Raw genomic sequence first — 26,757 nt, 5'->3', positions numbered from 1 at the left:
CCCCAGAAGACAGCACAGCCGGTAGGGCGACGGGCGGATGTACCGGCACGGACCCGACCCACCCCCGGCACAAGGCGAACCACCCACCGCCGGACGGCGAACCACCCACCCACCGGCACCAGGCAACCGGCACCCACCGACACCCACCGGCACAAAGCGAACGACGCTCAAGGCGCCCCGCCGGCAACCGTCACATACCCGCAGGCTGCCGCACATTGGCCCGTACCCAGTCCACGATCGACGTCGTAGTCGCCCCGGGTGTGAAGATCTCGGCGACACCCTTCTCCTTGAGGGGCGCGATGTCCGCCTCGGGAATGATGCCGCCGCCGAAGACCTTGATGTCCTCCGCGTCGCGCTCCTTGAGGAGGTCGATCACCGCCGCGAAGAGCGTGTTGTGCGCGCCCGAAAGGATCGAGAGACCGATCGCGTCGGCGTCCTCCTGAATCGCGGTGGCGACGATCTGCTCGGGAGTCTGGTGCAGCCCCGTGTAGATGACCTCCATACCGGCATCGCGCAGCGCCCGCGCGATCACCTTGGCCCCGCGATCGTGGCCATCGAGCCCCGGCTTGGCCACCACCACGCGGATCGGACCGGCTGCCACACCCATCACTGCCTCCATGAACCGACTACACAACCTGCACCGAACATCCCATACCGGAACAACGCGCACCGCCGCCCACCCACCGGATGCGCCCCTGCGGCACGGTGCCCCGCACCGATCGGCGGGGGAAGTGAACGAACGTTATCCCCAGCATCCCGCAACCGGCAGTTTCGCGGTGGAGAGCGAGGGGGAAATCACACGATGGGACACGTTCGCCGCGCACGTCTCCGAGTTCCTGCGGCACACGCGCCGCATGGCCCCCCACGGACCTGCGGTGCACGGACCGCAGCGGAGTGGGCGCAAGGAGAGCCGCCATGAGGTGGTCGCACCACCGCACCGTCAGCGGGGCGCCGTGGTGGTGGGGCCCATCGGCGACGGCCTGGGACGGCAAGAGCACCGCGCCGCGGCTTTCCGCTAGGGCACACGGGGGACAGAGTCGCCCTCGGCGTGCCGACGGGAGGTCGGCCATGAAGGTCACCAGGGCAGTAGAGCCCCTTCTTCCACTCTGCCAGCGCCTGTTTCCCAGCAGACTGGCCGGACTCTCGATGGCCCTGCTGAAGGCGACGGCCCTGGAGATCACGATCCTCGCGGGACATCTGCTCCTCTACCCGTCGGGCATCACCCAGGAGCGCCGGACAGCCCCACTCCTCCCACCGCCGGACGCCACCACGCTGCCCACCGGGACCAAACCCCCGGTCGTGCTGCTGCACGGCTTCATCGACAACCGCTCGGTCTTCGTCCTGCTGCGCCGCAGCCTGGCGCAGCACGGCAGGCAGCGTGTCGAGTCGCTCAATTACTCACCGCTGACGTGCGACATCCGCACCGCAGCCGGACTGCTCGGGCGGCACATAGAGGAGATCTGCGAACGCACGGGCCAGGAGCGGGTGGACATCGTCGGGCACAGTCTCGGCGGACTGATAGCGCGTTACTACGTGCAGCGCCTCGGCGGGGACACCCGCGTCCGCACGCTCGTCACGCTCGGCACACCGCACTCGGGCACCCGGGTCGTACCGCTGATGAACGCGCACCCGATCGTGCGCCAGATGCGCCCGGACTCGGAAGTGATCGAGGAGCTGCGCCTGGCCGCGCCGGGCTGCCGTACGCGATTTGTGAGCTTCTGGAGCGATCTTGACCAACTGATGGTCCCGTTGGAGACCGCCTGCGTCGAGCACCCCGACCTGCTCGTGGAGAACGTGCGGGTCAGCGGGATCGGACATCTGGCCCTGACCGTGCATCCGGCGGTCGCGACCGGAATACGCCAGGCACTCGACGCCGTTGAAACGGGAACTCCCGCGGCCGTCCGGACCGCGGTCTGACGGTGACCTGAGGGCGGCACGATGTCGACCCGAGGTCGGCCTGGTATCGAACACTCCTCGAACGCCAGGCCAAGGCCGTGCCCGCAGTCCGCCGAAACACGGCCGAATGCCCGTTTCCCGCAGGCATGAAACCTGCGGAAGATTGTCGCGCCCGCGTACTGCCGGGTACAGTCACCGCACTGCTCTGCCAGCCCCTGTTGTCGAGGCGAAAGAGAAGTTGGTGAACGACCGTCACCCGTCGGGGATTGTGACTCCCCCGGCTCCGGCTCCCGATGCCGCCTCGGCGCACTACGCGTCGTACGGCCAGCAGGGTGCCCAGTACGGCGACTTCACCACGTATGACAGTTACCCCGCCACCGGTTTTGACACCGGTGATGCCGGCGGTAATTCCGCTTACGCGACGGCGAGTTTCGACACCGACCCGCTCTTCGGCGACATGCCGGGCGCCAACACCGGTTCGTACGACACCACGCACTGGTCCACCGACAGTCATCAGACGCTGGACACGGGCAGTCATCAGACACTGAGCACCGGCAGTCATCAGACGCTGGACACCGGCAGTCATCAGACGTTCGGCTACGACCCGTACGCCGCGCAGCACCAAGCCGCGTACGACACCGGCAGCTACGAGACGACCGCGTGGGCCGCCGGTTACCAGCAACTCGCCGACATCCCCGCGCAGTCGCACGGCCCCGACGGCACCGGGCAGTGGGACGCGAACGCGTGGGTCCAGGCCGACCGGACCGCCCCGTTCGACCAGGGCGATCACACGCAGCAATGGAACGCCGGGACCTTCGACACGGGCACGTACGACGCCACGCAGTGGAACTCGGACGGCAGCCAGGCCACCCAGGACTCCTACGAGTCGTACGACCAGAGTCATCAGGCCGCGTCGCCCGACGCCTACGACCAGGGCCATCAGGCCGCGTCGCCCGAGGCGTACGGCCAGGACTCGTCCGAGGCCTTCGACCAGCAGGCGACCGCCACCTTCGAGCAGGTGCCGTACGACCAACCCGGCTCCGCTGACGGCGAGTTGGACGCCGCGGACGACGAGCACTCCGAAGAGCCGGCACCGCAGCTGCTCGACGACGCCGAAGAGGCCGCCCCCGGTCGCGTGACCGAAACCCCCGCCGCTCCGGGTGGCCGTTCGGCGGCCCGGGCGGCGAATCGTTCCCGGCGCCGCGCCCCGGCCCGACGGTCCGCGCTGCTGACCGTGGCCGTACCCTCGGCGTGCGTGATGGGTGTCGCGGGGATCGCCGCCGCCTCCGTGGTGAGCGTGAGCAGCGACGACGGGAAGCAGACGACGGCGGCCGCCGCCGAGACGAAGTCCGTGAAGCCGTCCGCCGCCAACAACAAGCTGGACACGCAGCTCGCGAATCTCTCCGCGGACGCCGACGACTTCGCCGACCGGGCGAGCCGGACGCAGGAACGTATCGACCTCAAGGCCCAGCAGGACGCCCAGAAGCGGAAGGCGGCGGAGGAGGCGGCCCGCAAGGAGCGGCTGCGCCCCAAGTTCGTCCTGCCGGTCACGCAGAAGGGCCTCAGCGCCTACTACGGCCAGGCCGGCATCAACTGGATGTCCGTGCACACCGGCATCGACTTCCCCGTCTCGTACGGGACGACGGTGATGGCCGCGACGGACGGCACCGTGCGGACGCAGTGGAACAGCGCGTACGGGAACATGGCGATCGTGACGGCCAAGGACGGTACGGAGACGTGGTACTGCCACCTCTCCACGTACAAGGTGACGTCGGGGACGGTCGTGAAGGCCGGCGACCCGATCGCCTTCTCCGGGAACTCCGGCAACTCGACCGGGCCGCACCTGCACTTCGAGGTCCGTCCCGCGGGCGGCTCGGCGATCGACCCGCTGCCGTGGCTGCGTAGCCACGGGCTGGACCCGACGTAAGTCGGAGCGTTCAAGCCGGCGTCCAGGTGACCTGGGGCGCCTGCACCCCCGGCCCCAGACCGCCCTTCGGCCTGAACGGCCTTGTTCCCCAAGGCTGGACGGACTCAGATCCGCCGGGACCCGGCGACCAGCCGGGACCCGGGCAACCGGGCCGAGGAGCTCGGCCCGGTGCCTACAGCTTCTCCACCGGGGCGTACCGCAACAGCAGCCGCTTCGGCTTCGGCTCGCCGAAGTCGACCGTCGCCTCCGCGTTGGCCCCCGTGCCCTTGACGCCGACCACGGTGCCCAGACCGAACTGGTCGTGGGTGACCCGGTCGCCGACGGCCAGCGAGACCACCGGCTTCTCGGCGAAACCGCGGCGCGTCGCGAAGCCGGACGCGCCCGAGGCAGCGGACCGCGAGCGGGACGAGGAGAGCGAGGCCGCCACGCCCGAAACGGGGCCCGCGGACACGGAGCCCATGGACCCCGTGCGCTTCCAGTCCAGATGCGCGTCCGGGATCTCCTCCAGGAAGCGGGACGGCGGGTTGTACGAGGGCTGGCCCCAGGCGCTGCGCATGGAGGAGCGCGTCAGATAGAGGCGCTCCCTCGCGCGCGTGATGCCCACGTAGGCGAGGCGCCGCTCCTCTTCGAGCTCCTTGGTCTGGCCGAGAGCGCGCATGTGCGGGAAGACGCCGTCCTCCATGCCCGTCAGGAAGACGACCGGGAACTCGAGGCCCTTGGCGGTGTGCAGGGTCATCAGGGTGATGACTCCGTTGCCGTCCTCCTCGTCGGGGATCTGGTCGGAGTCGGCGACGAGCGCGACCCGTTCCAGGAACTCGGAGAGGCCGCCCGGCGTCTCGCCCTCACCGGTCTCCTGCTCGAACTCCAGGGCCACCGCGGCGAGTTCCTGAAGGTTCTCGATACGGGTCTCGTCCTGCGGGTCGGTGGACGCCTGCAACTCGGCGAGGTAGCCGGTGCGTTCCAGTACCGCCTCCAGGACGGTGGCCGGGCCCGCGCCGGACTCCACGATCGTCCGCAGGTCCTCCATCAGGGTGTTGAACCGCTTCACGGCGTTCGTCGAGCGGGACGCCATCCCGTACGCCTCGTCGACGCGGCGCAGCGCCTGCGGGAAGCTGACCTTCTCGCGCTGCGAGAGCGCGTCGATCATGGCCTCGGCGCGGTCGCCGATGCCGCGCTTGGGCACGTTCAGGATGCGGCGCAGCGGGACCGTGTCCTCCGGGTTCGACAGCACGCGCAGATACGCGAGGACGTCCCGGACCTCCTTGCGCTCGTAGAAGCGGACGCCGCCGACGACCTTGTACGGCAGGCCGACGCGGATGAAGATCTCTTCGAAGACACGGGACTGGGCGTTCGTACGGTAGAAGACCGCTACGTCGCCGGCCTTGGCGTCGCCCGCGTCGGTGAGACGGTCTATTTCCTCGGCGACGAACTGCGCCTCGTCGTGCTCCGTGTCGGCGACGTAGCCAGTGATCCGCGCGCCCGCGCCCGCGTTGGTCCACAGGTTCTTGGGGCGGCGGCTCTCGTTGCGCTCGATGACCGCGTTCGCGGCGCTGAGGATCGTCTGCGTGGAGCGGTAGTTCTGCTCCAGGAGGATCGTCGTCGCGTCCGGGTAGTCCTCCTCGAACTGGAGGATGTTGCGGATGGTCGCGCCACGGAAGGCGTAGATCGACTGGTCGGCGTCACCCACCACGCACAGCTCGGCGGGTCCGAGGTCCTCCTCGCCGGGCGGCACGTCCTCGGGTCGCTCGCCACCCGAGGGGCCGACCAGCTCGCGGACCAGCGCGTACTGCGCGTGGTTCGTGTCCTGGTACTCGTCGACCAGTACGTGGCGGAAGCGGCGGCGGTAGTGCTCGGCGACGTCCGGGAAGGCGCGGAGCAGATTGACCGTCGTCATGATCAGGTCGTCGAAGTCGAGGGCGTTCGCCTCGCGCAGCCGGGACTGGTACATCGCGTACGCCTGGGCGAGCGTCTTCTCGAAGCCGTCCGCGGCCTGCGCCGCGAAGTCCTCCTCGTCGATCAGCTCGTTCTTCAGATTCGAGATCTTGGCGCTGAAGGACTTCGGCGGGAAGCGCTTGGGGTCGAGGTCCAGATCGCGGCAGACCAGGGCCATCAGGCGCTTGGAGTCGGCCGCGTCGTAGATCGAGAAGGAGGAGGTGAAGCCGAGCCTCTTGCTCTCGCGGCGCAGAATGCGGACGCAGGCGCTGTGGAAGGTCATCACCCACATCGCGTTCGCCCGCGGGCCGACGAGGTGCTCGACTCGCTCCTTCATCTCGCCCGCGGCCTTGTTCGTGAACGTGATCGCGAGGATCTGGCCGGGGTGGACATGGCGCTCGCCCAGCAGGTACGCGATCCGGTGCGTGAGCACGCGCGTCTTGCCGGAGCCGGCGCCGGCCACGATGAGCAGCGGGGAGCCGGCGTGCACCACGGCCGCGCGCTGGTTCTCGTTCAGCCCGTCCAGGAGCGTGGCCGGGTCGACCGGGGGGCGTGGGGCGCCGTCGCGGTAATACCCTCCCGCGCTCTCTGCTTCGCTCGATCGGGGGGACCCCCCTCGGCTCTGCGGCACGTCGAAACGGCCGCCGAACAGGTCGTCCGGAAGCGGCTCGGCCGTCCCGTCCTCGGGCGGCGGCGGGGGCTCTTCCTCGTGGGCCGCAGAGGGCTTGAGGTCCGCCAGGAAGCTGTCGTCAAAGAGGCTGCTCATCGCTCTCCGAGTCTAGGCCGCCCTACTGACAACCCGCGGCCACCCCGGAAATCCGGCCGGCTTTCCCGGAGCGGGGCGGGGTGGTGGGCAGCTCGGTTTCATCCCGGCCTCGTCCCGGCCTCGTCCCGGCGCGTCCGAGCCTCTTCCGAGGCCTCCCAGCCCACCCTTGCCATCCGTAACTTATCGACTCCGCACAGTAAGTGGAATCGAATGGTCGCCCACGCGAGGCCGAGCGGCGGTCGACCACCCGGCGGCGCACAGCAAGCGGAACCCCTCACCCCGGACAACTCGCCCCAGACCCCTCCGGATTGACCGGACCGTCCGGCGACCATGGCGAAGGTCACGAAAATGTATCGGGCATATCGCCCATCAACCTTCACAGAAGTCACACGAGTTGGCTAACGTGCCGGTCAGGCCGCCCGACCCTCACCGGCGAACATCGCCGGGCCGGCGCGGCCTCCGCTGAGTCCGGTGCGCCCCCGCGGCAGCCGGAGCCGGGGACCCAACGATCCCGGGGTGAATCGGTCCAACCGCCTTGTCGGGCAAGGACCGTAGGGCAACCCTTCCGAACCGTCCGCCCGAACCCGACAGCTAACTCGGTAAGCGGACGATGGAAGGAGTCGCCTCTCTTGGCGTCGCATCGCAAATGGCCTCCTACGGGTACGCGCGTAGCGGGCATACGGACCCCGGGCCTCGCCACGGCGGCCCTCACCTCCGTAGCCCTTCTCTCGCAGACGGCGAACGCCGCGCCGTCGGCCGACCCCAAGCCCAGCCTCGAAGAGGTCGAGAAGAAGGTCAACGACCTCTACCACCAGGCCGAGGCCGCCACCGAGAAGTACAACGGGGCCAAGGAGAAGACCTCCAGGCAGCGCAAGCGCGTCGACACCCTCCTGGACGACGTGGCCCAGCGCACCGAGAAGCTCAACTCCGCGCGGGATGAGCTGGGCACGTTCGCCGCGGCCCAGTACCGCACCGGGGCCGCCGCCCCCGACACCGCGAGTCTCCTGCTGGCCGACAACCCGCAGGACTACTTCGACCAGACCCAGCTGATGAGCCGGCTGACCAGCCGCCAGAAGCAGGCCGTCGACGACTACGCCACCGAGCAGGCCGCGACGACGAAGAAGCGCCAGGAGGCCTCCGAGAGCCTCCAGGCACTGTCCACGTCGCAGACCACGCTGAAGTCGACCAAGGCGCAGGTCCAGCAGAAGCTCGCCGACGCCCGCGAAATGCTGTCGAAGCTGACCGCCGAGGAGAAGACGCGGCTCGCGGCGATCGAGGAGAGGAAGCGGGCAGAGGCCAAGCGCAAGGCCGAGGAGCTGGCCCGCAAGCAGGCCGCCGAGCAGAAGCAGCGCCGGCAGGAGGCCACCCAGCAGGGCATCGGCTCGGCCGGCTCCGGGACCTCAGCCGACGACGCCGCCTACGCGACGAAGGCCAACAAGGCCATCGCCTTCGCCCGCGCCCAGGTCAGCAAGCCGTACGTCTGGGGCGCGACCGGCCCGGACTCGTACGACTGCTCCGGCCTCACCCTGGCCGCCTGGAGGGCCGCCGGCGTCACGCTCCCGCGCACCACCTGGGACCAGGTCAAGGCGGGCACCACGGTCCCCGTCTCCGACATCAGGCCCGGTGATCTCGTCTTCTTCTACGACGACATCAGCCACGTCGGCCTCTACATAGGCAACGGCATGATGATCCACGCCCCCAAGCCCGGCACGTACGTCCGCGAGGAGTCGATCTACTACGCGGGCGACACGATGCCGATCCACAGCGTGGTGCGGCCGGCGTGAGGCCGGGAAGCGTGAGGCCGTAAAGCGAGACGCCGTGAGGCCGGGAAGCGTGAGCCGTGAGGCCGGGAAGCGAGACGCCGTGAGGCCGTGACGCCCCAGGGGGCGCGTTTCTGACTGCACGCGCCGGCTTGAGCGGCCTGCACGCTGGGCGCGCGCACCTCGGGGGGTACGCAACCGGGGGGCGCGCGAGGCGAGAGAGCCGCGCGAGACCAGTCGACCGGGCGTGCGGGGAAGAGGGCGTGCGGGCGTGCGGGGAAGTAGGCACGCGGGCGTGCGGGCGGTTTTCGCGCTCCGCGCGCTCGCGCCCTGCGCGCCCCGCGTGCGCAAGACGCGCAGCTCCCTAGCATCGGCCGCATGCCAGGCGCCTCCCCGCTCCTCACCTGGTGGGCGCAGCGCCCGCCCGCCGCCGGTGCCGCCGTCATGGCGACCGGCATCCTCTCGATCGGGCTGCATCTCACCGGTTACGAGACCCTGTCCCGGATCGCTCTTGTCCTGGCCTGCGCGGCCTGGCTGGCGCTGGCCGCGGACTTCCTGGCACGGCTCGTACGGGAACGGGAGCGGTGGCTGGCGGAGGCGGGGACGCCGGCCGCGCTGACGGCCGTCGCGGCCACCACGGTGCTGGGGGCGCGTTTCTCGGCGCTCGGGTGGCAGGGCCTCGCCGAGGCACTGCTCGCGCTGGCTGCCGTGCTCTGGCCGGGGCTGCTCGCCTTGGTCGTACGGCACTGGGGGCCTCGTATGCCCGGAGCCGTGTTCCTCGGGTGTGTGGCCACGCAGGGGCTCGCCGTACTCGGGGCGGCGCTTGCGGTGGCCGTGGGGAGCGCGTGGCTCGCCCATGCAGCGCTCGTGCTGTTCTGGCTGGGGCTCGCGCTCTACGCGGCCGGACTGTGGCACTTCGATCCCCGGCAGGTCGCCCGCGGCGCCGGGGACCACTGGGTGGCAGGCGGGGCGCTGGCGATCTCGGCGCTGGCCGGAGCGAAGCTCGTCACCGCGGGGCAGGCGGGTCTGTCCGTGTCGGGCCACGGCGGCCCGGTCCTGTGGAGCGAAGGCGACAACAGCGTCCTGCGGACCGTGACGGTCGCGCTGCTCGTGCTCGATCTGGCCTGGTACTGCGTCCTGGCGGCGGCCGAGCTGCGGTGGCCGCGGCCCCGTTACGACGTACGGCGCTGGGCGAGCGTCTTCCCGATGGGGATGACCGCGGTGGCGGCGCTGTCCGTGTCGACCGCAGTCGACGTTCCGTGGCTGCGCGGGCCCGGGCAGGTGCTGCTGTGGATCGCGATGGCGGCCTGGCTGGCGGTCGCGGCGCAGGCCGCGCACTCGGTCCGTGCCGGCCGGTCCGGCTGACGGCACCGCGTACCGTCAGCTGCCGGATGACCTCAGGTCCAGAGCACCGCGATGAAGATGTTCGCCGTGGTCAACAGGCCGACCAGCCCGAACGCACCCTTCTCGACCTTCTCCTCGTCCCGCTTCACATAGACGAGCCCCAGGATCACGATCAGCAGGGCCAGCTTCACGCCGAGCTTGATGTTGTTGAGCGAGTTGTCGTCGGCCTGGTTCAGGCCGACGAGCACGAACCCCGTGACCAGCATGGTGAGCGCGCCGTGCAGCATCGCGGGGACGAACCGGGCCGTGCCCCGGCCCATCGCCTTCATCTGGGTGAGAAACCCGCCGAGGAGGGAGGCGATCCCGATGATGTGCAGGCCGACGAAGAGATGGATGAGTACGTCCATGGGGCCGGAGCCTAATCGGGGGCCCCGGAGGCATCATTCACCGGCCCTCGGTTGTCACCGGTCCTCCGTCGTCACCGGCCCTCGGTTGTCACCCGCCCTCCGCCGTCACCGGCCCTCGGTAGTCACCCGCCCTCCGCCGGAGTAGTCGGCTGTCGCCGGGCTGGCCACTCCCTCGGCCTCATAGCACCGGCGCGCGCCCGGCCGGCCGGAAACCGCCGCTTCGGTCAGCGCATCGCGTCAAGTCGGCGGCGGTCGGCCGGGATCACGGTCACATACGGACACCCGTCGACCCACTCACGCCACTTCCGTACATAGCGTTACCGACTCATCACTCTCAGGTTTAGCGTCCTCTCCCAGGTGACCGGCTTCCCACCACCGCCCGGGCCAGGGGCGGCCGTCGGCCACCACCGCCAGGAAGGAATCCGGCGGCGGCCCGCTCCCCCTGTGCGGGACGCCGCCGGACGCGTAACCGCCGGGCGATCTTGCTCCGGCGGTCGTACGGAAGTCTCTTGGAAGGATGTGGGCCCTCGTGGCAGCGCACCGCAAGCCCAGACAGCGCTCGCTCGGCGGCAACACTGCCCGCACCGCCGCCACCATCGCCCTGGCAGGCGCGGCGACGGCAACCGGTTTCGAGGGCACGGGACACGCCGAGCCCCAGCTCTCCCCGGCGCAGGTCAAGGCCAAGGTGGACCAGCTGTACGAGGAGGCGGAGGTCGCCACCGAGAAGTACAACGGGGCCAAGGAGAAGGCCGGCAAGGCCGAGCAGCGGCTGGACACCCTGCGCGACGAGGCGGCGCGCAAGACGGACCGGCTCAACACGGCGCGGGACGCGCTGGGTTCGATCGCCACGGCGCAGTACCGCAGCGGCGGCCTCGACCCCGCGGTGCAACTCGCCCTCTCCGACGACCCCGAGCAGTACCTCGACGGCGCCGCCTTCGCCGAGCGCGCCGGCAGCCGGCAGGCCTCGGCCGTGGGGCGGGTACGCAAGCAGCTGCGGGAGATCGAGCAGCTGCGCGGAGCCGCCCACGTCGAACTCGCCGCACTGAAGTCCCGCCAGGCGGAGCTGAAACGGCACAAAAAGACGATCACCGGGAAGCTGGGCGAGGCGCGACAGCTGCTGTCCCGGCTAACGGACGAGCAGCGTGCGCAGCTCGCGGGGGGCGGCGGCGGGGGTACGGCCGCCGATCGTGCGTCGCGTTCCTCGGCGCGGGACGTGGGCGCGCCCCCGTCCGGCTCCGGCTCGGCCACGGCGCCCAACTCCCGTGCGGCCGCCGCGGTCTCGTACGCCTACCAGAAGCTCGGCAGCCCCTACGTGTGGGGTGCCACCGGCCCCGATGCCTTCGACTGCTCGGGGCTCGCCCTGGCCGCGTACCGCGCCGCCGGCATCTCGCTGCCTCGTACGACCTACGCCCAGATCAACGCGGGCCGCCGCATCTCCCGCTCCGAACTCCGCCCGGGGGACCTGGTCTTCTTCTACTCCGGGATCAGCCACGTGGGCATCTACGTGGGCGACGGCCAGATGATCCACGCCCCGAACCCGTCGGCTCCGGTACGCCTGGCACCCATCGACCAGATGCCGTTCGCGGGAGCTGCTCGGGTGGGGTGAGGGCAGTTCAGGCCCCGGGGCGGCTCAACCAGCCGCCGCGGCGACCGTGCAGATCACCCCGTCAAGGTCAACAGCGGCACACCGAACCCGCAATACCCGCCAGGCTCCGTAATGGCGGCTTCCCAGCCGCGGCACGCTCGAGCGGCGAAGCGTCAGACGCTGCGGGCGTGGGCGACGAAGGCGGCCCACGCGTGCGCCGCAACTGCGAGTTGCGGGCTCCGAGCGCCGAGCTTCGAGTCTCGAACGCGGGTGGTGTGGGGACAGGCGGCGACCTCTACGCAGGCGACGTCGAAGTCGTTGCTGTGACTGAACTTACGCCAGGTGTAGGCGACTTCGAGGCAGGCGCCGCCCTGGGAGTCGCTATAGCTGGACTTGAACCATGCCAGCCTGATCACGGCAAAGGACGGAAAATCACACCCAAGGACAGAAGCGCATGCTGAGGCCCGAAGGCCACACGCAGCTCGCTCCGGCCGCCACCCCCAAGGACCAGCTGCACGGGCCGCCAGAGGACCTCACACCAGCCGTCGAGCCGTCGCCCACCGCGTCAGCTCGTGCCGGTTGGACAGCTGGAGCTTCCTCAGCACCGCCGAGACATGCGACTCGACCGTCTTGACGGAGATGAAGAGCTGCTTGGCGATCTCCTTGTACGCGTAACCCCGGGCGATGAGGCGCAGGACCTCGCGCTCGCGCTGGGTGAGGCGGTCGAGGTCCTCGTCGACGGGCGGGGCGTCGGTCGAGGCGAAGGCGTCGAGGACGAACCCGGCGAGGCGGGGCGAGAAGACCGCGTCGCCGTCCTGGACGCGGAAGATGGAGTCCACGAGGTCGGTGCCGGTGATCGTCTTGGTGACGTAGCCGCGGGCGCCGCCGCGGATCACGCCGATCACGTCCTCGGCGGCGTCCGAGACGGAGAGCGCGAGGAAGCGCACCGGCTGCTCGGCGTCTGCCATCAAGGGCGCGCAGAGGCGCAGCACTTCGACCCCGCCGCCACCCGGCAGATGGACGTCGAGAAGGACCACCTCGGGGCGCGTGGCCGTGATCACCGTGACCGCCTGGTCGACGTCCGCGGCTTCTCCGACCACCTCCACGCCGGTCCGCTCGGTCTGTCCGATCTCGGCCTGCACCCCCGTACGGAACATGCGGTGGTCGTCTACGAGGACGACCCGCGCCCGGCGTCCGCCCGTGGCATCCGCCGGTCCGGCCGGTTGCGTGGGCCCGCCGGCCCCCGTGGTCGCCGCCGGAACCTGGTCTCCATCAGCCGAACTGCCGGGACCGACGGGCCCCTTGGCCTCGTCCGGTCCGTTCACGTCGCTCATGACGTCCTCTCCGCCCTCTCCATCTCCAGCTCGACCTCCGTGCCGCCGTCGGGCACCGCACGCAGCCGTGCCGTGCCGCCGTTGCGCTCCATACGGCCGATGATCGATTCTCTGACGCCCATGCGGTCGGCGGGTATCGCGTCGAGGTCGAAGCCGGGGCCCCGGTCCCGGACGGACACGAAAACCGTCCGGCCCTCGACTTCGGCGAAGACCTGCACCGCGCCGCCCTCGCCACCGTACTTGGCGGCGTTCACCATCGCTTCCCGCGCGGCCTGCATCTGTGCGCCGAGCCCGTCGTCGAGCGGGCAGTCCCCGACGACGACGACCTCGATGGGGACGCCGTGCTTGTCCTCCACCTCCGCGGCATTGCGCCGGACCGCCTCGGCCAGGGTGTCGGGCTCCTCGGCCTCGTCCTTTCCGGTGCCCTCGGGTTTGTAGAGCCAGGCGCGCAGGTCGCGCTCCTGGGCGCGGGCCAGCCGCCGTACCTCGCCGGCGCTTTCCGCGTTGCGCTGGATCAGGGTCAGGGTGTGCAGCACCGAGTCGTGGACATGGGCGGCGACCTCCGCCCGCTCCTGCGCGCGGATGCGCATCAGGCGCTCCTCGGAGAGGTCCTGGGTCATGCGCACGAGATAGGGGCCGGCGAGCAGCGCTATGCCGACCAGGACGGCGAGCGCCGCCTGGAGGACGGAGCCGAGGTGGGCGGCCGAGCCCTGGAGCACGAATATGCCGGAGACGCCGGCGGTGACCAGCAGGACGCCGGCGGCGGAGCGCAGCAGCGTGAGGGTGCGCCGGCGGCGGCCGACCTCCATCCAGCGGGCCCGTCGCGCGTTGTCCGCCTGGCGCCAGACCAGGGCGACGCCCGCGCCGACGAGGACCGTCGGCCAGAGATACGCCTTGGCGCCGCCGCCGAGATTCACATTGCCGACGAAGACCATGGCCACGACGACCATGAGCAGCAGCGCGACGATCTGGCCGCGGTCGGGCTTGCGCGCCACGAGCCTGCGGCGGCCGTCAGGAGAGGTCTCGGTGGCGAGGGCCGGGGGCCGTCCGGAACCGACGCCGCCGACTCCCAGCGGCACGAAGAACCAGAACGCGGCATACAACAGCGCCCCGAGCCCGTCCGCCATGAACAGGCCGACGAACATCAGCCGCACCCAGATCACCGGCAGCCCGAGATGCCCGGCGAGCCCCCGCGCCACGCCCCCGAGCCAGCGTCCGTCACTGCTGCGGTAGAGCTTGCGCGGAGGCCGCGGGTCTGCGACTGGCACTGTTGCGGCGTCCGGCATGCCATCGATGTTCACACGCCCGGCGAGCCGGGGCATCAGGGTCGACCCCCGAGACTCCCCTGATCTTCGAAAAGCGGGTGCTCGAACGGTTCCCCCGATCCCGTCAGGGACGATCTCAGGGTCCGGCCAGGGTCATCCCGACTCCCCTCACGCCTCCCCGCCCGTCACCATGGACGCATGACAGATCACCAGCACGCGGCAGCGGAGCCGGAGCCCGGCCCGGGCCCGGGCGCCCGGCCGCCGGGCGGCCCCGGCCCGCGGGATGCCGCGCCCGCCGCGGGCGGTGCCGCCGGTGCCGCCAGTGGCCCGGGTTCCGGGCCCGGCGCCCCGGGTCCCGCCACCGGTGAGGAGCCGCGCGCGCACGGGGAGCAGCGCACCGCGGGCGCCTCCCCCGAGCCGCCGGCCCCCGAGCTGCCGCACAGGTTCCGCCGCGACCGCCGGCAGAAGATCCTGGGCGGGGTGTGCGCCGGGCTGGGCCGGCAGTGCGAGATGGACCCGGTGATCTTCCGGATCGTGCTGGCCGTGCTCGCCGCGACCGGCGGTCTCGGCCTGATCTTCTACGGCTTCGTCTGGCTCTTCGTCCCGTACGACGACGAGGAGGAGAACGAGGTGCGCAAACTGCTGACCGGCCGAGTCGACGGCCAGGCGCTGGCGGCCGTGCTCTTCGCCCTGGTCGGCTGCGGAGTCTTCCTCTCCATGCTCAACAACGGCAGTGTGCTCGCCTTCGCCTGTGTCCTCGCCCTGCTCCTCGCCGGTGCGGGGTACTGGTCGCAGCAGCGGGGTGCCCCCGACCCCGACCCGCTCGCGGCGCAGGCCGTGGCGGACGCCCCGCCCGAGGCCAAGGCACCGCCCGTCCCGGACTCCTACCCCTCCTGGTGGCGCGACCCGATCGTCAAGGACGGCACGCACGTGGGCGGCACCGGCTATCTCTGGGGCCCCCGGGACAGCCGGGAGCGGGACGTCGCGGCAGCGGTGAACATCGCCCGCGGCACATCGGCCCGTGACCTGCGCACCCCGCGCCCGCCACAGCCGCGCGGCCCGCGCTGGATCGGCGGCTGGGCGTTCCTGTTCGCGCTGGTCGCAGGCGGCCTCGGCACCGGCCTCACCTGGGACGACCACGCGCTCGGCACAAGCGTGCAGACCGGTCTGTCCTGTGCGCTCATCGTCTTCGGCGCCGGCATAGCCCTCAGCGCCTTCGCGGGGCGCACGGGCGCGGGGTCGATCTTCCTGGCCGTCCTCACAGCCGGCCTGCTCGCCGGCTCGGCAGCCCTTCCCAAGGACATCAGCACGCACTGGGTGCGGACCGAATGGACACCGGCAGCCGCGGCCGACGTACAGAAGAGTTACGACCTCGGCACCGGCGTCGGCACCCTCGACCTGACCCACCTCGATCTCGCCAAGGGCCAGCAGGTCACGACCCACGCGGAGGTCGGCGTGGGCCGGCTGAAGGTGGTGGTCCCCAAGGACGCGACCGTCCGGTTGAACGTCGAAGTGGGCGTCGGCGACATCCAGTTGCCGGGCGACGGCAAGAAGGACGTGGATGTGGAGCCCGGCAAGCACAAGCAGCTGACGCTCTCCCCCACGGCCGGCGACAAGAACAGCGGCACACTCGACCTCAAGCTCGAAGTCGGCGTCGGACAAGCGGAGGTGGCCCGTGCTGCGTCATGAATTCCAGCCGGGAAAGCTGGTCGCGGGCTGCTTCCTCACCCTCGCGGGCATCGTCTACGCGGGGGATGCGGGCGGCGCCTGGGAGACCCCGTGGTTCGCGGTGATCCCCATGGTCACGGGCGGCCTCTGTCTGGCGGGCGCCGTGGCGTTCCTGACCCATGCGGTACGACGGCGGCGGGCGCCCCGCGAGGTCAAGGCACCCGAGTGGGCGTCGGACCCCCAGGGGCGCCGCTAGCCCCTCTCGAACAGTCCGGCCTCGGGGCGTCGCGCTGTCCGCTGTCCCCGAGGCCTGCTCGCCTAGCGGTAGCCGCCCGAGCGTTGGCGGCGGCGTGAGCGCAGAGCCGCGTCGACGGAGAAGACCGAGGCGCCGGCGAGGACGAGGGGCAGCCAGGCCATCAGGTAGGCGAGGTCGTTGCCGTAGTAGTACGGGTCGTTGGCCCAGCTCACGGTCAGCCACAGGCTGAGGGAGATCAGCGCGCCGCCGAACGCGGCGAGCCGGGCCAGCAGGCCGAGGAGGGTGCCGATACCGACGGCCAGCTCGCCGAAGGCGATGGCGTAACCGAAGCCGACGGGGTTCTTCAGGGAGAGGTCGACGAGGGCCGGGATCGCCGAGGAGTCGCGCACCGTGCGCATCATGTCGCCGATCGAGCCCGAGCCGGCGTCCTTCATGAAGGCGCTGTCGGTGAGTTTGTCCAGGCCGGCGTAGATGAAGGTGACGCCGAGGAAGACGCGCAGGGGCAGCAGGGCGTACCGCGTGGCGGTGTCCCGCCAGTCCCGGCCGCCGTCGAGGTATGCGTGGTGGGTGTCCGTACGAGTGCCGTGAGCCATCGCGTTCCGCCGCCTCTCGCGTCATGCCGTTGACCCCTCAACAGACCATACGTACGGCGGGGGCTCCCGGCTCAACCATGGGCACCCCCAGTTTCCCTCCCGAGCCGCGACTTTGCCCCTCGCGGCGCCCGACGAACCACGCACCCACGCCCCGCCGCCCGGGTGGGCCCACTCCCCTCGTTTCCCCTGCACCCGGCGCGGGGCCGGACCCCCAGCCGGTCGAGGAACCCGGCGCCTACGCGTTGCCCCCGTGGATCCACTCCCCTGCCCGCATGCGCACCCGCGAGCCCGGCGCCCACGGGGTGCCGCCCCGGTGGGCAATCTCCCCTACCTGCCTGGGCACCCGCCGCCGGCGCCGGAGGGTCAGCGAGCCCGCCGCTGCGGGGATGCCGCTGCGCCCACCCTCCCCCAACTCTCGGCTTTGCCCGAGCGTGGGCCCCATCGCCCCCAGCGGCACGCATGCCCGCAGCTACGACCGCCCGGCCCCACCGCGTGCCCGCTGCCGGCAGCGATGACGCTTGCCCGCCGCTCGCAGGTGCCGCTGCCCCCGCAGCGGGCACAGACGCCACCACCCGCAGCGCAAGACAGCGACGGCGTCCCGCCCACGCCGGCAACCCCCACACCACCCGCAGTCGCGAACCGGCCGAAGGGGCCGTGCCGGTACATCAAATGCCCGTCGCCATGCGTGAGGACAGGCAACCGAGCGCCCCCAGAAGACAGCACAGCCGGTAGGGCGACGGGCGGATGTACCGGCACGGACCCGACCCACCCCCGGCACAAGGCGAACCACCCACCGCCGGACAGCGCACCGCGACCCCGCTCAAGGCGCCCCCGCCCCTCACGGCCACCGCGACCCCCGCCGCAACCGCCTCAACCCCAGCAACCGCGGCAACCCGCCCCTCAGTCCGTCACATCAATGGCGCACCGATTCGTCTCCACGCCGGCCGCCGTGACCACCTGAACGTCCACCCGTCCAGGCTCGACATCCACCGGCACCGGCACAGTGAGAACCGCGTCCGTCGGGTTGCTGAAGCCGCCGGGGACCGGGACGAGGGGCACATGGACGTGGACGGCCCCGATGCGGACGACCATCCGGGACAGCCGGTCGGCGGTCCCGGCACCCGGCGGCACGAACCCCGCACCGCGGATCTCGATGTCGTCCCCGGTACGGATCGGCGCGTCGAGGTCGCCGGCCTCCCGGGAGCGGACGACGGAGAGGATCACGGGGCGCCCGCCCTCGGCATACTTCCCGGCGACGTACGTGGCCGCGGAGACGAGGACCAGCAGCCCCAGCCCCCACGGCAGATCGGGCAACTGCTCCGGCCGCCGGGCCAGCCGCACCGCCGCGAAGACCAGGGCGACCGCGCAGACGACGACGTACTGGAGGTCGGCGAAGCTGCCGCGCCCGGAGTCGTCGGTCAGCAGATCGGCGGCGCGCGGCCGCTCAGCACGTACCTTCTGCAGCCGCTGACCGAGAACCCGCAGCCCGACGACGCGCCGCACCAGCACGGCGATCCCGCACACCACGGCGACAACGGTCACGACCCCGGCGCCGCGGGCGAGTTCGAGCCCGGCGATCAGCCGGTCCCGCTCCGCGTGCCCGGAGGCGGCGGCCAGCCGACCGACCAGCACGAGCACCGCGTACACCACGAAAAGCACCCAACCGACCGCGACCGCACGGGAGGTGGAGAGGCGGTTGTCCTCGCCGATGACGGGGGCGAGGAGCCCACCCCGGGCCCGATGGAGATGGCCGGCCCCGGTCAGCAGCCCGCCCAGGAGCACCGCGGCGACCAGCCCGGCGCTCCGCGCGGCCGTCCAGCCCGCCCCGATCGCGGTGAGCGCCTGCACCAGGAGCAGCAGCCCGACGGACCCCCACACGGCCGGCGCGGTACGCCGCGACAGCCGGCCGAGCCAGGCCTCGCCGTCGACCCGTCCGCGTTCGGCGACGAGGTCGGCGGACTGGGTGAGTTCGTCCGAGACCCACTGCCGGGACGCGGACGCGGAGTGCGCGACCGCGGCGGGCAGCCCCTGCCCGGACGCGAACTCGTCGCGCTTGGCGAGGAATTCGGCGACCGCACGCCGATGCCCCTCGCGGGCCCCGTGCGGACAGTCGCCGCAGGTGCAGCCACCCTCGTGCCCGCCCGGACCGGACCCCTGACCGTGCCCCTGACCAGCACCGAGCCCTGCGCCAAGCCCAGCGCCGTGCCCCGCACCGCGCTCCGCGCCGTGTCTAGCCTCCTGCACCGCCACGCCCGCTGCCGCCTTCCCCGCGCCACATGCTCCGCGCAGCCAGACTTTCCGTACGCCTGACTGCCGTACAACTGCCTTATCACTCCCCCGCGATGACTGCGCATTGTGCCGTACGCAACACGGCCCGCGTCCGGCAGGTGTGGTCAGCGTGGGTGAAGCGGCGGACCCCGTGTTGACCCGGCTGCGAGAATTTCCGTATGGCCGAGATCATCCAGCGCGACGGGACCTGGGCCTTCGACGGCAGCACGGTCCGCATCACGCCGGGACTCCACCGCTCCGTGCCGTTGTTCCGGCAGATGTACGGGGAGTTCGCCGTGCCGCTGGAGGCGGTGTCGGGCATCGTCTACGAACCGGAACGCAAGCGCGGGCGGCTGCGGCTGAGGCTCCGAGAGGGCGCCGACCCGCTGCTGCAGGCGACCGGCGGGAGGCTTCCGGACGCGGCGGATCCGTACCGGCTCACCGTCCAAGCTGCCGCCCGAGAAGGACCCGTACGCGCTCGATCTCTGGGGCAACGCCCGCCGCGACCTGCTGACGGCGCTGGTCGCAGCCGCGGTCACGGCACGGCTGCCGCATCCGTCCAGCCGCGCGAGCGACTACGCGGACGGCCCCCGTCCGGCTGCCGCCGTCGCCGCTTCGGCGGACCATCACGACGTACTCCTGCGCCGGCTGCGGGAGTTGGGCGCGCTGCACCGCGAAGGGGTGCTCACGGACGAGGAGTTCGCCGCGCCGAAGACAGTGGTCCTCCGCGGCTTCCAGCCCGCACGACCCGACCGCGAACCGCCGCTGGAGTTCGCCGCGCCGAAGAGAGTGGTCCTCCGCGGCTTCCAGCTCGCACGGCCCCGCCGCGGACCGCCCACCCCTTCCCGAAGAGCTCGGCGCCGGTCAACTCAGCAGGTCCGGTTCGCTGCGGCTGATGTCCTGCCACAGGGGCTGGTAGTTGATCCACGCCACCAGGTCGCCGCCGAGCTGTTCGCGGGTCGCGACCGCCTGCTTGTGGTCGATCAGGAGCGGCCGTCCCGCCGCCTGCGCGGTGAGCTGCACCTGGGAGGACCGCTCCATCGAAAGGAACCACCAGGCCGCCGCGTCCACCGAGTCGCCGACGGTCAGCAGCCCGTGGTTGCGCAGGACGAGCGCCTTGCGGGAGCCGAGCGCGGCGGCGATCCGGCGGCCCTCCTCGGCGTCGACGGCGACACCGGTGTACGAGTCGTAGAGCGCGTGGTCCTCGTAGAAGGCGCAGGACTCCTGGGTGAGGGGGTCGAGCAGGTCTCCGAGGGCGGACAGGGCGCGCCCGTGCACGGAGTGGCAGTGGGCGACGGCGACGACGTCCGGGCGGGCGGCATGGACCTGGGCGTGCACGGTGAACGCCGCCTGGTTCACGTGATAGCGGCCCTGGATGACCTGCCCGTCCTGGTTGGTGAGGACCAGATCGCTCACGGTGACGTGCTTGAAGGGCATCCCGAAGGGGTTGACCCAGAAGCAGTCGCTGTACTCCGGATCGCGCGCGGTGATGTGGCCGGAGACGCCGTCCTCCAGTCCGAAGCGACCGAAGATCCGCAGCGCACCCGCCAGCCGCTCCTTGCGGTGCCGCCGCTCGTCGTCCAGCGACTCGTGCATCGGCGGCATGGCGAACCGCAGCTGGTCGGTGGGTAGGGGCAGGGGTGGTGTGGGCCCGTGCATATGTCCTCCAGCCCTGAGTTCCGTCACCCAGCGGAAGTTACCGTCGGTCAGTGCAGACCAACAGTGCCCTTCTGTGAAGAGACGCGTGAAGGTCACCGGACCGGATGGTGCAGAACCGTTGTCGGCGACCCGAACCGGACGGTGCGGAGCCGTTGTCGGGCGTTGGCCGAACGGGAAGGTCAGAACCGTTGTCGGGGACCCGAACGGGACGGTGCGGAGCCGTCGACCGGAGTTGGCCGAACCGGACGGTGCGAAATCCGTCGCCCGCAGTGGCCGTACCGGACGGCGCACACCCGTCGCCCGGAGCACCCCCGAAACGAATGACGCACAACCGTCCCAGGAACACCCCGAAACCGGATGACGCACAACCGTTGTCCAGGGTGGCGAGTCTGGCTGTGTGAATCCGTGATCTCTCGGACGGCAGCCTTTCCGGTCGTCCCCGACGGACCCCGTTCACTCAGGAGGAATCCGTGCGCCACCGTCCCTTTTCCCGCACCGCGCGCTGCTGCGCCCTGGTGGCCGCGGCCCTGACGGCCCCGCTCGCACTCGCCCCCGGCGCTTCGGCGGCCCCGGCCGTCGCCCAGCCGCCGGTGGCCGACTTCGACCACGACGGGTACGCCGACGTCGTCGCGACCGCGCCGGGCGACTTCTCGACGCCGGACGACGACTATGTGGCGGTGCGGTACGGCGGTCCCGGCGCCCGGCACCAGACGGTCAAGGCGTTCGGCTTCCGCTCGGCCGCCCGCGACTTCGACGGCGACGGCTACACGGACCTGGCGATCGGCACGACGCTCTTCTGGGGCTCGCCGCAAGGCCTGGGAGCCACGCCCACCACGATTCCCGACTCGTCCCTGTTCGACGGCTACGGCCTGACCGCCGGCGACTTCGACGGCGACGGGCACGCCGATCTGGTGTCGGAGAAGACGGGCGACGACGAATGGGGCGACCTGCGCGTGCTGTACGGGCCGTTCGACCGCTCCGGCAACGCTCGCGGAGCCTCCGACGTGCTGACCGGCCGCACGTACGGGCCGCGCGATCTGACCGCCGGCGACATCACGGGTGACGGCAAGGACGACCTCGTCACCCTGCACTCCTTCGAGGAGATGTCCGAGTCCAGCCAGCTCTGGAAGGGCACCGCGAGCGGCCTGGCGACGACGTCCACGACCCTCCCGGCCGCCGACACCGCGACCATCGGCGACGTCGACAAGGACGGCCACGGCGACCTCGTGATCCGTACGGTCCCGAACGGCATCGTGGAGAACCTGCCGTACGACTCCGGCACGATCAAGGTCCTGTACGGCACCGCGAGCGGTCCGTCGACCACGCGGACGACGACGATCACGCAGAACACCGCAGGGGTGCCGGGCGTGAACGAGGACGGGGACCAGTTCGGGGACTCGCTGGCGGCGGGCGACGTCAACGGCGACGGGTACGCGGACATCCTGGCCGGCATCCCGGACGAGGACCTGACCGCGGGCAGCCGCACCCTCAAGGACGCGGGCTCGACCGTGGTGCTCAGGGGCGGTGCCGGCGGCCTGACCGGCACGGGTGCGGTGGCGTTCACCCAGGACACGACGGACGTTCCCGGAATCGCCGAGGCGAGCGACCACTTCGGGGCGACGGTCTCCCTGGGCGACACGAACGGCGACGGCCGTGCCGACCTGATCGCCGCCGCGCCCGGCGAGAACACGACCGTGGCGGACACGGGCGCGGTCTGGGTCCTGCCGAACGCCGGCACGACCGGGGCGTACGCCTTCAACCCGGGCGACCTGGGGGCCCCGACGACCAAGGCGCAGCTGGGGTACGACCTCGCGCACCACTGACGGCACGCCGACGGCCCGCTCAAGCCGGACCGAGGCACCCGCGCATACCCGACAGAAGATGTCGGGTATGCGCGCCAGACTCCTCCGTATGAACTGGGCAGGCTTCACCGCAGCGGAACCGTCACTGGCCGAAACCGTCGAGAACCGCTTCGGCGCCTTCACGCACCACACCCTCGCGACCCTCCGCAAGGACGGCTCCCCGCGCACCAGCGGCCTCGAAGTCCGTTTCCTGCACGGCGAGCTGTGGCTCGGCATGATGCCGAACTCGCTCAAGGCACTGGATCTGCGCCGGGACCCGCGCTTCGCGCTCCAGGTGAACCCGGGGGCGGACGCGCAGATGGCGGGCGGGGACGTGCGGATCAGCGGGCGGGCGGTCGAGGTCGAGGACTCCGCGGCGAAGAGCGCATACGTGAAAGAGGTGGAACCGCCGCAGCCGTTCCACCTCTTTCGCACCGAGCTGACGGAGGTCGTGCGGACCTACGTCGAGGACGACACGTATCTGGTCGTCGAGATCTGGCAGCCCGGAGAGCCGGTGCGGACTCTCAGGCGGACCTGAGGAGTGATCACTCCCACTCGATGGTGCCCGGCGGCTTCGACGTCACGTCGAGGACGACACGGTTGACGTCGGCGACCTCGTTCGTGATCCGGGTCGAGATCTTGGCGAGGACGTCGTACGGGAGACGTGACCAGTCGGCCGTCATCGCGTCCTCGCTCGACACCGGGCGGAGCACGATCGGGTGGCCGTAGGTCCGGCCGTCGCCCTGGACGCCGACGGAGCGGACGTCCGCGAGCAGGACCACCGGGCACTGCCAGATCTCGCGGTCGAGGCCGGCGGCCGTCAGCTCCTCGCGGGCGATGGCGTCGGCCTCGCGCAGCAGGTCCAGCCGCTCCTTGGTGACCTCGCCGACGATGCGGATGCCGAGGCCGGGGCCCGGGAAGGGCTGGCGCTGGACGATCTCGTCGGGCAGCCCGAGCTCCTGCCCGACCATCCGGACCTCGTCCTTGAACAGCTTGCGCAGCGGCTCGACGAGCTGGAACTCGATGTCCTCGGGAAGGCCGCCCACGTTGTGGTGGGACTTGATGTTGGCCGTGCCCGTACCGCCACCGGACTCGACGACGTCCGGGTAGAGCGTGCCCTGGACGAGGAAGGCGACGTCCTCGCCCGCCGCGGCCTCGGCGATGATCTCCGCCTGCGCCTGCTCGAAGACCCGGATGAACTCGCGGCCGATGATCTTCCGCTTCTCCTCGGGGTCCGAGACGCCCTTGAGTGCGGTGAGGAAGCGCTCCTCCGCGTCCACGACCTTCAGCTGTACGCCGGTCGCGGCCACGAAGTCCTTCTCGACCTGCTCGGTCTCGCCCTGGCGCATCAGGCCGTGGTCGACGTACACGCAGGTCAGCTGGGAGCCGATGGCCTTCTGGACGAGCGCCGCGGCGACCGCGGAGTCCACCCCGCCGGACAGGCCGCAGATGGCCCGCTTGTCGCCGACCTGCTCGCGGATGAGCGCCACCTGCTCGTCGATGACGTTGCCGGTGGTCCAGGACGGGGTCAGGCCCGCGCCCCGGTACAGGAAGTGTTCGAGCACCTGCTGGCCGTGCGTGGAGTGCATGACCTCGGGGTGGTACTGGACCCCGTACAGCTTCTGCTCGTCGTTCTCGAAGGCGGCGACCGGGACGACGTCCGTGGAGGCCGTGACCGTGAAGCCCTCCGGGGCGGCGGAGCAGGCGTCGCCGTGCGACATCCACACCGACTGCTCGTCCGGGGTGCCCTCGAAGAGCGTCGAACCGGACTTCGAGACGTGCAGCTGCGTACGGCCGTACTCGCGGGCGCCGGTGTTGTCGACCGTGCCGCCGAGGGCCGTGGCCATCAGCTGGAAGCCGTAGCACATGCCGAAGACGGGGACGCCGGCCTCGAAGAGCGCGCGGTCGAGGCGGGGCGCGCCCTCCGCGTACACCGACGAGGGGCCGCCGGAGAGGATGATCGCCGCCGGGTTCTTGGCGAGCATCTCCTCGACCGGCATGGTGCTCGGCACGATCTCGCTGTAGACCCGGGCCTCGCGGACACGGCGGGCGATGAGCTGGGCGTACTGCGCGCCGAAGTCGACGACCAGGACGGTGTCGGGGGTGGCGGCAGCGGAGGGTGCTGATGGCACGGTTTGCCTTCCGGCGGTGAGCGGGGTCTGCTGTGCCAATTCTAACGGGGCTCGCGGAGATCCCCTCCCGTCCCCGGGCGCTCCGCCCCGGCCCCCTGTGTCACGCGCCGGACGGGCCCACATCGCGGACCGGGCTTGGACGGTCCTGTGCCACCGTGCATACTGCTCCCATGCTCACGCACCAGACCTTCGTCTTTACCTATGGCAACCGGCCCACCGGCTGCCATGGTCGTGCTGCTTGAGCCACTGACAAGCGACTTCCCAGGCGCCCCGGGCCGACAAGGCCCGGGGCGCCTGCCGTTTCCGGACCTGGTCGCTCCGGGGCTCCCCACCCGATGAGGAGCCCTCCATGACCGCCACGACCGCCGCCATCGATGTGACCGGCGCCCGCACCGCCGAGGCCGCCGACGTGATCACCGGCGCCCGGGAGCGCATCGACGCCCTCGACGACCGGATCATCGGTCTCGTCCAGGAACGGATGGCCGTGTCCGCGGTGATCCAGGAGGCCCGGATGTCCTCCGGCGGGCGCCGGGTGAACCTGTCGCGCGAGATGGAGATCCTCGGCCACTTCAGGGACGCGCTGGGCAGGCCCGGCACCTCCCTCGCGATGACGCTGCTGGAGCTGTCCCGGGGCCGCGTCTGAGGCGCGCTGCGACGGGCGTCCGTTGCACCTACGTTCGTATGTCCTCTCACCCGTACGGCGCGTGACCGGTGCGGCGGCGGCTTCGTTGTCCCGGTGTCCGTGCCAGCCAGGGGCGGGCCCGAAAGAACCACGCGTGGCTCAGCTGGGGCGATGAGACGTACGGATCGTGCTGTGCGTCGTGGGACCTCGTCCCAGGGTTGTGACCGGACGGCAGGGGACAGCAGCCCGGTCACTCAAGAGAACGGCCGGCTCCGGGGACGCCCGGAGCCGACCGGCGGAATCTGCCACAAGGGTGGTCGAAACGGTTGCGGAGGCCGTGGACCCTCCAGCACGATGCACGAAAAGCCCCAAGTCCCGGAGCAGACAACAGCATTCGTTCGTACGGCTCGTACGGCCCCGTTCACGTCCCGCTCGTGCCCGGTCGTGCGACCCGACTGCCCATGGTCGGCACCGCGTGCGCGCCTCCAGTGCGCCGGGGCGCGCGACCGGTGGGCGTCCGAGCCAGCGGCGCAACCCCCCGGCGCCGCTCCCCGGCACCGGCGCTGCCCTGACGTCGGTGCTGACGAAGAAGGGCCCCGCGGTCCTCCCCCAGCTGTCGGCCTCGCCGCGCAGGGGACCCCGACCGCGGGGCCCTTCGCCATTCCGTGTCCGGGTTCCGGTGGCCGCGCCTTGTCCCGAGGACGTCAGGCGGTCGCCTTCTTCACCTTGGCCAGCTGTGCGTCGACGATCGCGGACGGGACCTTCACCTTGTCCGCCTGCAGCATGTTCATCGAGGTGAAGGAGACGACGACGGTCCCGACGCGGACGACGGTGAAGGTCGTGGGCACGGTCGCCCCCTCGATCGAGCCGCGCAGCCGGTACGCGACGGACTCGTCCCCGAGACCCGGGTCCTTCAGGGCCTTGACGTCGCTGTAGTGGTAGCCGGTGTGCTCGTACGCGGTGCATGCGCCGGTCGCCTTGCGCAGCCCCGCCAGCACCTCGCCGGCGCCCTCGGAGTCGTACGACAGCAGCGCGAGGGAGGTCACCGAGGCGTCGAGGTCGTCCTTGGCGGTGAAGGAGCGGCCGACGCCGGCCTGTGCGGCCGGGCTGGTGGTGAAGAGGAACATGTCGGCGACCGGCTGGCATGCGGCCGGGTCGGCCGGTACGGAGTCGAGCGAGATGTCCGAGGCGGCCGTCTTCTTGACCTGATAGCCCTTGACCTCGCCCTCCTCTACGGCGGCCTTCGCCAACTGCGCCTCGGTCAGGGCGTGTTCGGTCCCGCCGTCCGCGCTCGCCTGCGGCCGGTCGTCGGGCTTGCCGGTGACCTTCGCGTCGTCGTCGGCCCGGGTGGGCCCCGTGGTGGTGCCCGCCTTCGCGGGCTCCGCGCCCTTGTCGCCGTCTCCGCCGCACGCCGCGGTGAGAGCCAGCACGGCCATGGCCGCGGCAACCGCCGCGCACCGCGCCACCTTTGACTTCACGTTCCCCGCCTTCACGAACTTCCG

General features: G+C 71.3%; 21 protein-coding genes, 1 pseudogene and 1 riboswitch. Of the genes and pseudogenes, 11 read left to right on the top strand and 11 right to left on the bottom strand.

Annotated elements, in window-relative coordinates:
* Positions 1–190: 190 nt before the first annotated feature.
* On the bottom strand, positions 191–607 hold the full coding sequence (locus ACFWM2_RS23095; protein WP_383282895.1) for a cobalamin B12-binding domain-containing protein: 417 nt from the start codon (positions 605–607) through the stop codon (positions 191–193).
* Positions 608–1,068: 461 nt separating this feature from the next.
* Between ACFWM2_RS23095 and ACFWM2_RS23090 the strand changes: the two genes are divergently transcribed.
* Both ACFWM2_RS23090 and ACFWM2_RS23085 read left to right on the top strand, forming a co-directional pair.
* Positions 1,069–1,917 (top strand): esterase/lipase family protein, encoded by an 849-nt coding sequence (locus ACFWM2_RS23090; protein ID WP_383282892.1) that lies wholly within the window; start codon positions 1,069–1,071, stop codon positions 1,915–1,917.
* A gap of 220 nt (positions 1,918–2,137) precedes the next feature.
* Complete coding sequence (locus tag ACFWM2_RS23085) at positions 2,138–3,823, top strand: M23 family metallopeptidase (RefSeq protein WP_383282889.1); 1,686 nt, start codon at positions 2,138–2,140, stop codon at positions 3,821–3,823.
* 172 nt (positions 3,824–3,995) lie between these two features.
* Here the strand turns inward: ACFWM2_RS23085 and pcrA are convergent, their stop codons facing one another.
* Positions 3,996–6,521 (bottom strand): DNA helicase PcrA, encoded by a 2,526-nt coding sequence (pcrA, locus tag ACFWM2_RS23080; RefSeq protein ID WP_383282886.1) that lies wholly within the window; start codon positions 6,519–6,521, stop codon positions 3,996–3,998.
* A gap of 450 nt (positions 6,522–6,971) precedes the next feature.
* Positions 6,972–7,143, top strand: a riboswitch (cyclic di-AMP (ydaO/yuaA leader).
* A gap of 7 nt (positions 7,144–7,150) precedes the next feature.
* Here pcrA and ACFWM2_RS23075 point away from each other — a divergent pair.
* Together ACFWM2_RS23075 and ACFWM2_RS23070 are read left to right on the top strand one after the other, a co-directional pair.
* A complete protein-coding gene (locus ACFWM2_RS23075; protein ID WP_383282883.1) occupies positions 7,151–8,305 on the top strand; it encodes an NlpC/P60 family protein in 1,155 nt (384 codons plus the stop codon).
* Between the two features lie 354 nt (positions 8,306–8,659).
* The gene (locus tag ACFWM2_RS23070) at positions 8,660–9,646 is read left to right on the top strand and encodes a tellurite resistance/C4-dicarboxylate transporter family protein (protein ID WP_383282881.1); all 987 of its coding nucleotides are present in this window, start codon (positions 8,660–8,662) and stop codon (positions 9,644–9,646) included.
* Between the two features lie 32 nt (positions 9,647–9,678).
* Here the strand turns inward: ACFWM2_RS23070 and ACFWM2_RS23065 are convergent, their stop codons facing one another.
* Positions 9,679–10,032, bottom strand: a complete 354-nt coding sequence (locus ACFWM2_RS23065; RefSeq protein ID WP_383282878.1) for a hypothetical protein — start codon at positions 10,030–10,032, stop codon at positions 9,679–9,681.
* 529 nt (positions 10,033–10,561) lie between these two features.
* Here ACFWM2_RS23065 and ACFWM2_RS23060 point away from each other — a divergent pair.
* Positions 10,562–11,638, top strand: coding sequence for an NlpC/P60 family protein (locus ACFWM2_RS23060; RefSeq protein WP_383282876.1), 1,077 nt, complete (start codon positions 10,562–10,564; stop codon positions 11,636–11,638).
* A gap of 152 nt (positions 11,639–11,790) precedes the next feature.
* Here ACFWM2_RS23060 and ACFWM2_RS23055 read toward each other — a convergent pair whose 3' ends face one another.
* From ACFWM2_RS23055 to ACFWM2_RS23045, 3 genes are all read right to left on the bottom strand, one after another.
* On the bottom strand, positions 11,791–12,033 hold the full coding sequence (locus tag ACFWM2_RS23055; RefSeq protein ID WP_383282873.1) for a DUF397 domain-containing protein: 243 nt from the start codon (positions 12,031–12,033) through the stop codon (positions 11,791–11,793).
* Between the two features lie 117 nt (positions 12,034–12,150).
* A complete protein-coding gene (locus ACFWM2_RS23050) occupies positions 12,151–12,951 on the bottom strand; it encodes a LuxR C-terminal-related transcriptional regulator (RefSeq protein WP_383282870.1) in 801 nt (266 codons plus the stop codon).
* Entirely contained in the window at positions 12,948–14,273 is a 1,326-nt protein-coding gene (locus tag ACFWM2_RS23045) for a PspC domain-containing protein (RefSeq protein WP_383282867.1), read from the bottom strand. Before ACFWM2_RS23045 ends, ACFWM2_RS23050 begins: the two co-directional genes overlap by 4 nt.
* Positions 14,274–14,414: 141 nt before the next feature.
* Between ACFWM2_RS23045 and ACFWM2_RS23040 the strand changes: the two genes are divergently transcribed.
* Positions 14,415–15,905, top strand: coding sequence for a PspC domain-containing protein (locus ACFWM2_RS23040; RefSeq protein ID WP_383282864.1), 1,491 nt, complete (start codon positions 14,415–14,417; stop codon positions 15,903–15,905).
* Positions 15,892–16,140 (top strand): hypothetical protein, encoded by a 249-nt coding sequence (locus ACFWM2_RS23035; protein ID WP_383282861.1) that lies wholly within the window; start codon positions 15,892–15,894, stop codon positions 16,138–16,140. The genes ACFWM2_RS23040 and ACFWM2_RS23035 overlap by 14 nt, the downstream gene beginning before the upstream one ends.
* 62 nt (positions 16,141–16,202) lie before the next feature.
* Here ACFWM2_RS23035 and ACFWM2_RS23030 read toward each other — a convergent pair whose 3' ends face one another.
* Positions 16,203–16,733, bottom strand: coding sequence for a DoxX family membrane protein (locus tag ACFWM2_RS23030; protein WP_383282858.1), 531 nt, complete (start codon positions 16,731–16,733; stop codon positions 16,203–16,205).
* A gap of 900 nt (positions 16,734–17,633) precedes the next feature.
* A complete protein-coding gene (locus ACFWM2_RS23025; RefSeq protein WP_383282855.1) occupies positions 17,634–18,983 on the bottom strand; it encodes a hypothetical protein in 1,350 nt (449 codons plus the stop codon).
* Between the two features lie 197 nt (positions 18,984–19,180).
* Between ACFWM2_RS23025 and ACFWM2_RS23020 the strand changes: the two are divergent.
* Positions 19,181–19,736 (top strand): annotated as a pseudogene (locus ACFWM2_RS23020) (DUF4429 domain-containing protein); the annotation flags it as partial.
* 129 nt (positions 19,737–19,865) lie between these two features.
* Here the strand turns inward: ACFWM2_RS23020 and ACFWM2_RS23015 are convergent.
* Positions 19,866–20,660, bottom strand: a complete 795-nt coding sequence (locus ACFWM2_RS23015) for a class II aldolase/adducin family protein (RefSeq protein WP_383282852.1) — start codon at positions 20,658–20,660, stop codon at positions 19,866–19,868.
* A 470-nt stretch (positions 20,661–21,130) separates the two neighbouring features.
* Between ACFWM2_RS23015 and ACFWM2_RS23010 the strand changes: the two genes are divergently transcribed.
* Both ACFWM2_RS23010 and ACFWM2_RS23005 read left to right on the top strand, forming a co-directional pair.
* Positions 21,131–22,483, top strand: a complete 1,353-nt coding sequence (locus tag ACFWM2_RS23010; RefSeq protein ID WP_383282848.1) for an FG-GAP and VCBS repeat-containing protein — start codon at positions 21,131–21,133, stop codon at positions 22,481–22,483.
* Positions 22,484–22,571: 88 nt separating this feature from the next.
* Entirely contained in the window at positions 22,572–23,039 is a 468-nt protein-coding gene (locus ACFWM2_RS23005; RefSeq protein WP_383282845.1) for a pyridoxamine 5'-phosphate oxidase family protein, read from the top strand.
* Between the two features lie 7 nt (positions 23,040–23,046).
* Here ACFWM2_RS23005 and guaA read toward each other — a convergent pair whose 3' ends face one another.
* Complete coding sequence (gene guaA, locus ACFWM2_RS23000) at positions 23,047–24,633, bottom strand: glutamine-hydrolyzing GMP synthase (RefSeq protein ID WP_383282842.1); 1,587 nt, start codon at positions 24,631–24,633, stop codon at positions 23,047–23,049.
* A gap of 349 nt (positions 24,634–24,982) precedes the next feature.
* Here guaA and ACFWM2_RS22995 point away from each other — a divergent pair, with 349 nt between their 5' ends.
* Positions 24,983–25,276, top strand: a complete 294-nt coding sequence (locus ACFWM2_RS22995) for a chorismate mutase (RefSeq protein ID WP_383282839.1) — start codon at positions 24,983–24,985, stop codon at positions 25,274–25,276.
* A 683-nt stretch (positions 25,277–25,959) separates the two neighbouring features.
* On the opposite strand, the gene ACFWM2_RS22990 is transcribed toward ACFWM2_RS22995, so the two are convergent.
* Positions 25,960–26,733 carry a hypothetical protein gene (locus ACFWM2_RS22990; protein ID WP_383282836.1) on the bottom strand — a complete coding sequence of 258 codons (774 nt, stop codon included), beginning with the start codon at positions 26,731–26,733 and terminating at the stop codon, positions 25,960–25,962.
* Between the last annotated feature and the right edge of the window lie 24 nt (positions 26,734–26,757).

This window comes from Streptomyces sp. NPDC058371, from assembly GCF_042723265.1.
GTDB lineage: Bacteria > Actinomycetota > Actinomycetes > Streptomycetales > Streptomycetaceae > Streptomyces.
Note: the sequence above shows the minus strand (reverse complement) of the source record. Positions and strands in the feature narration are given on the sequence as shown.

Coding starts and splice junctions, on each gene's coding strand:
- ACFWM2_RS23005 (WP_383282845.1), top strand. CDS start 22,572: ATGAACTGGGCAGGCTTCACCGCAGCGGAACCGTCACTGGCCGAAACC.
- ACFWM2_RS23065 (WP_383282878.1), bottom strand. CDS start 10,032: ATGGACGTACTCATCCATCTCTTCGTCGGCCTGCACATCATCGGGATC.
- pcrA (WP_383282886.1), bottom strand. CDS start 6,521: ATGAGCAGCCTCTTTGACGACAGCTTCCTGGCGGACCTCAAGCCCTCT.
- ACFWM2_RS23015 (WP_383282852.1), bottom strand. CDS start 20,660: ATGCACGGGCCCACACCACCCCTGCCCCTACCCACCGACCAGCTGCGG.
- ACFWM2_RS23090 (WP_383282892.1), top strand. CDS start 1,069: ATGAAGGTCACCAGGGCAGTAGAGCCCCTTCTTCCACTCTGCCAGCGC.
- ACFWM2_RS23040 (WP_383282864.1), top strand. CDS start 14,415: ATGACAGATCACCAGCACGCGGCAGCGGAGCCGGAGCCCGGCCCGGGC.
- ACFWM2_RS23030 (WP_383282858.1), bottom strand. CDS start 16,733: ATGGCTCACGGCACTCGTACGGACACCCACCACGCATACCTCGACGGC.
- ACFWM2_RS23045 (WP_383282867.1), bottom strand. CDS start 14,273: ATGCCCCGGCTCGCCGGGCGTGTGAACATCGATGGCATGCCGGACGCC.
- ACFWM2_RS22995 (WP_383282839.1), top strand. CDS start 24,983: ATGACCGCCACGACCGCCGCCATCGATGTGACCGGCGCCCGCACCGCC.
- ACFWM2_RS23050 (WP_383282870.1), bottom strand. CDS start 12,951: ATGAGCGACGTGAACGGACCGGACGAGGCCAAGGGGCCCGTCGGTCCC.
- ACFWM2_RS23095 (WP_383282895.1), bottom strand. CDS start 607: ATGGGTGTGGCAGCCGGTCCGATCCGCGTGGTGGTGGCCAAGCCGGGG.
- ACFWM2_RS23070 (WP_383282881.1), top strand. CDS start 8,660: ATGCCAGGCGCCTCCCCGCTCCTCACCTGGTGGGCGCAGCGCCCGCCC.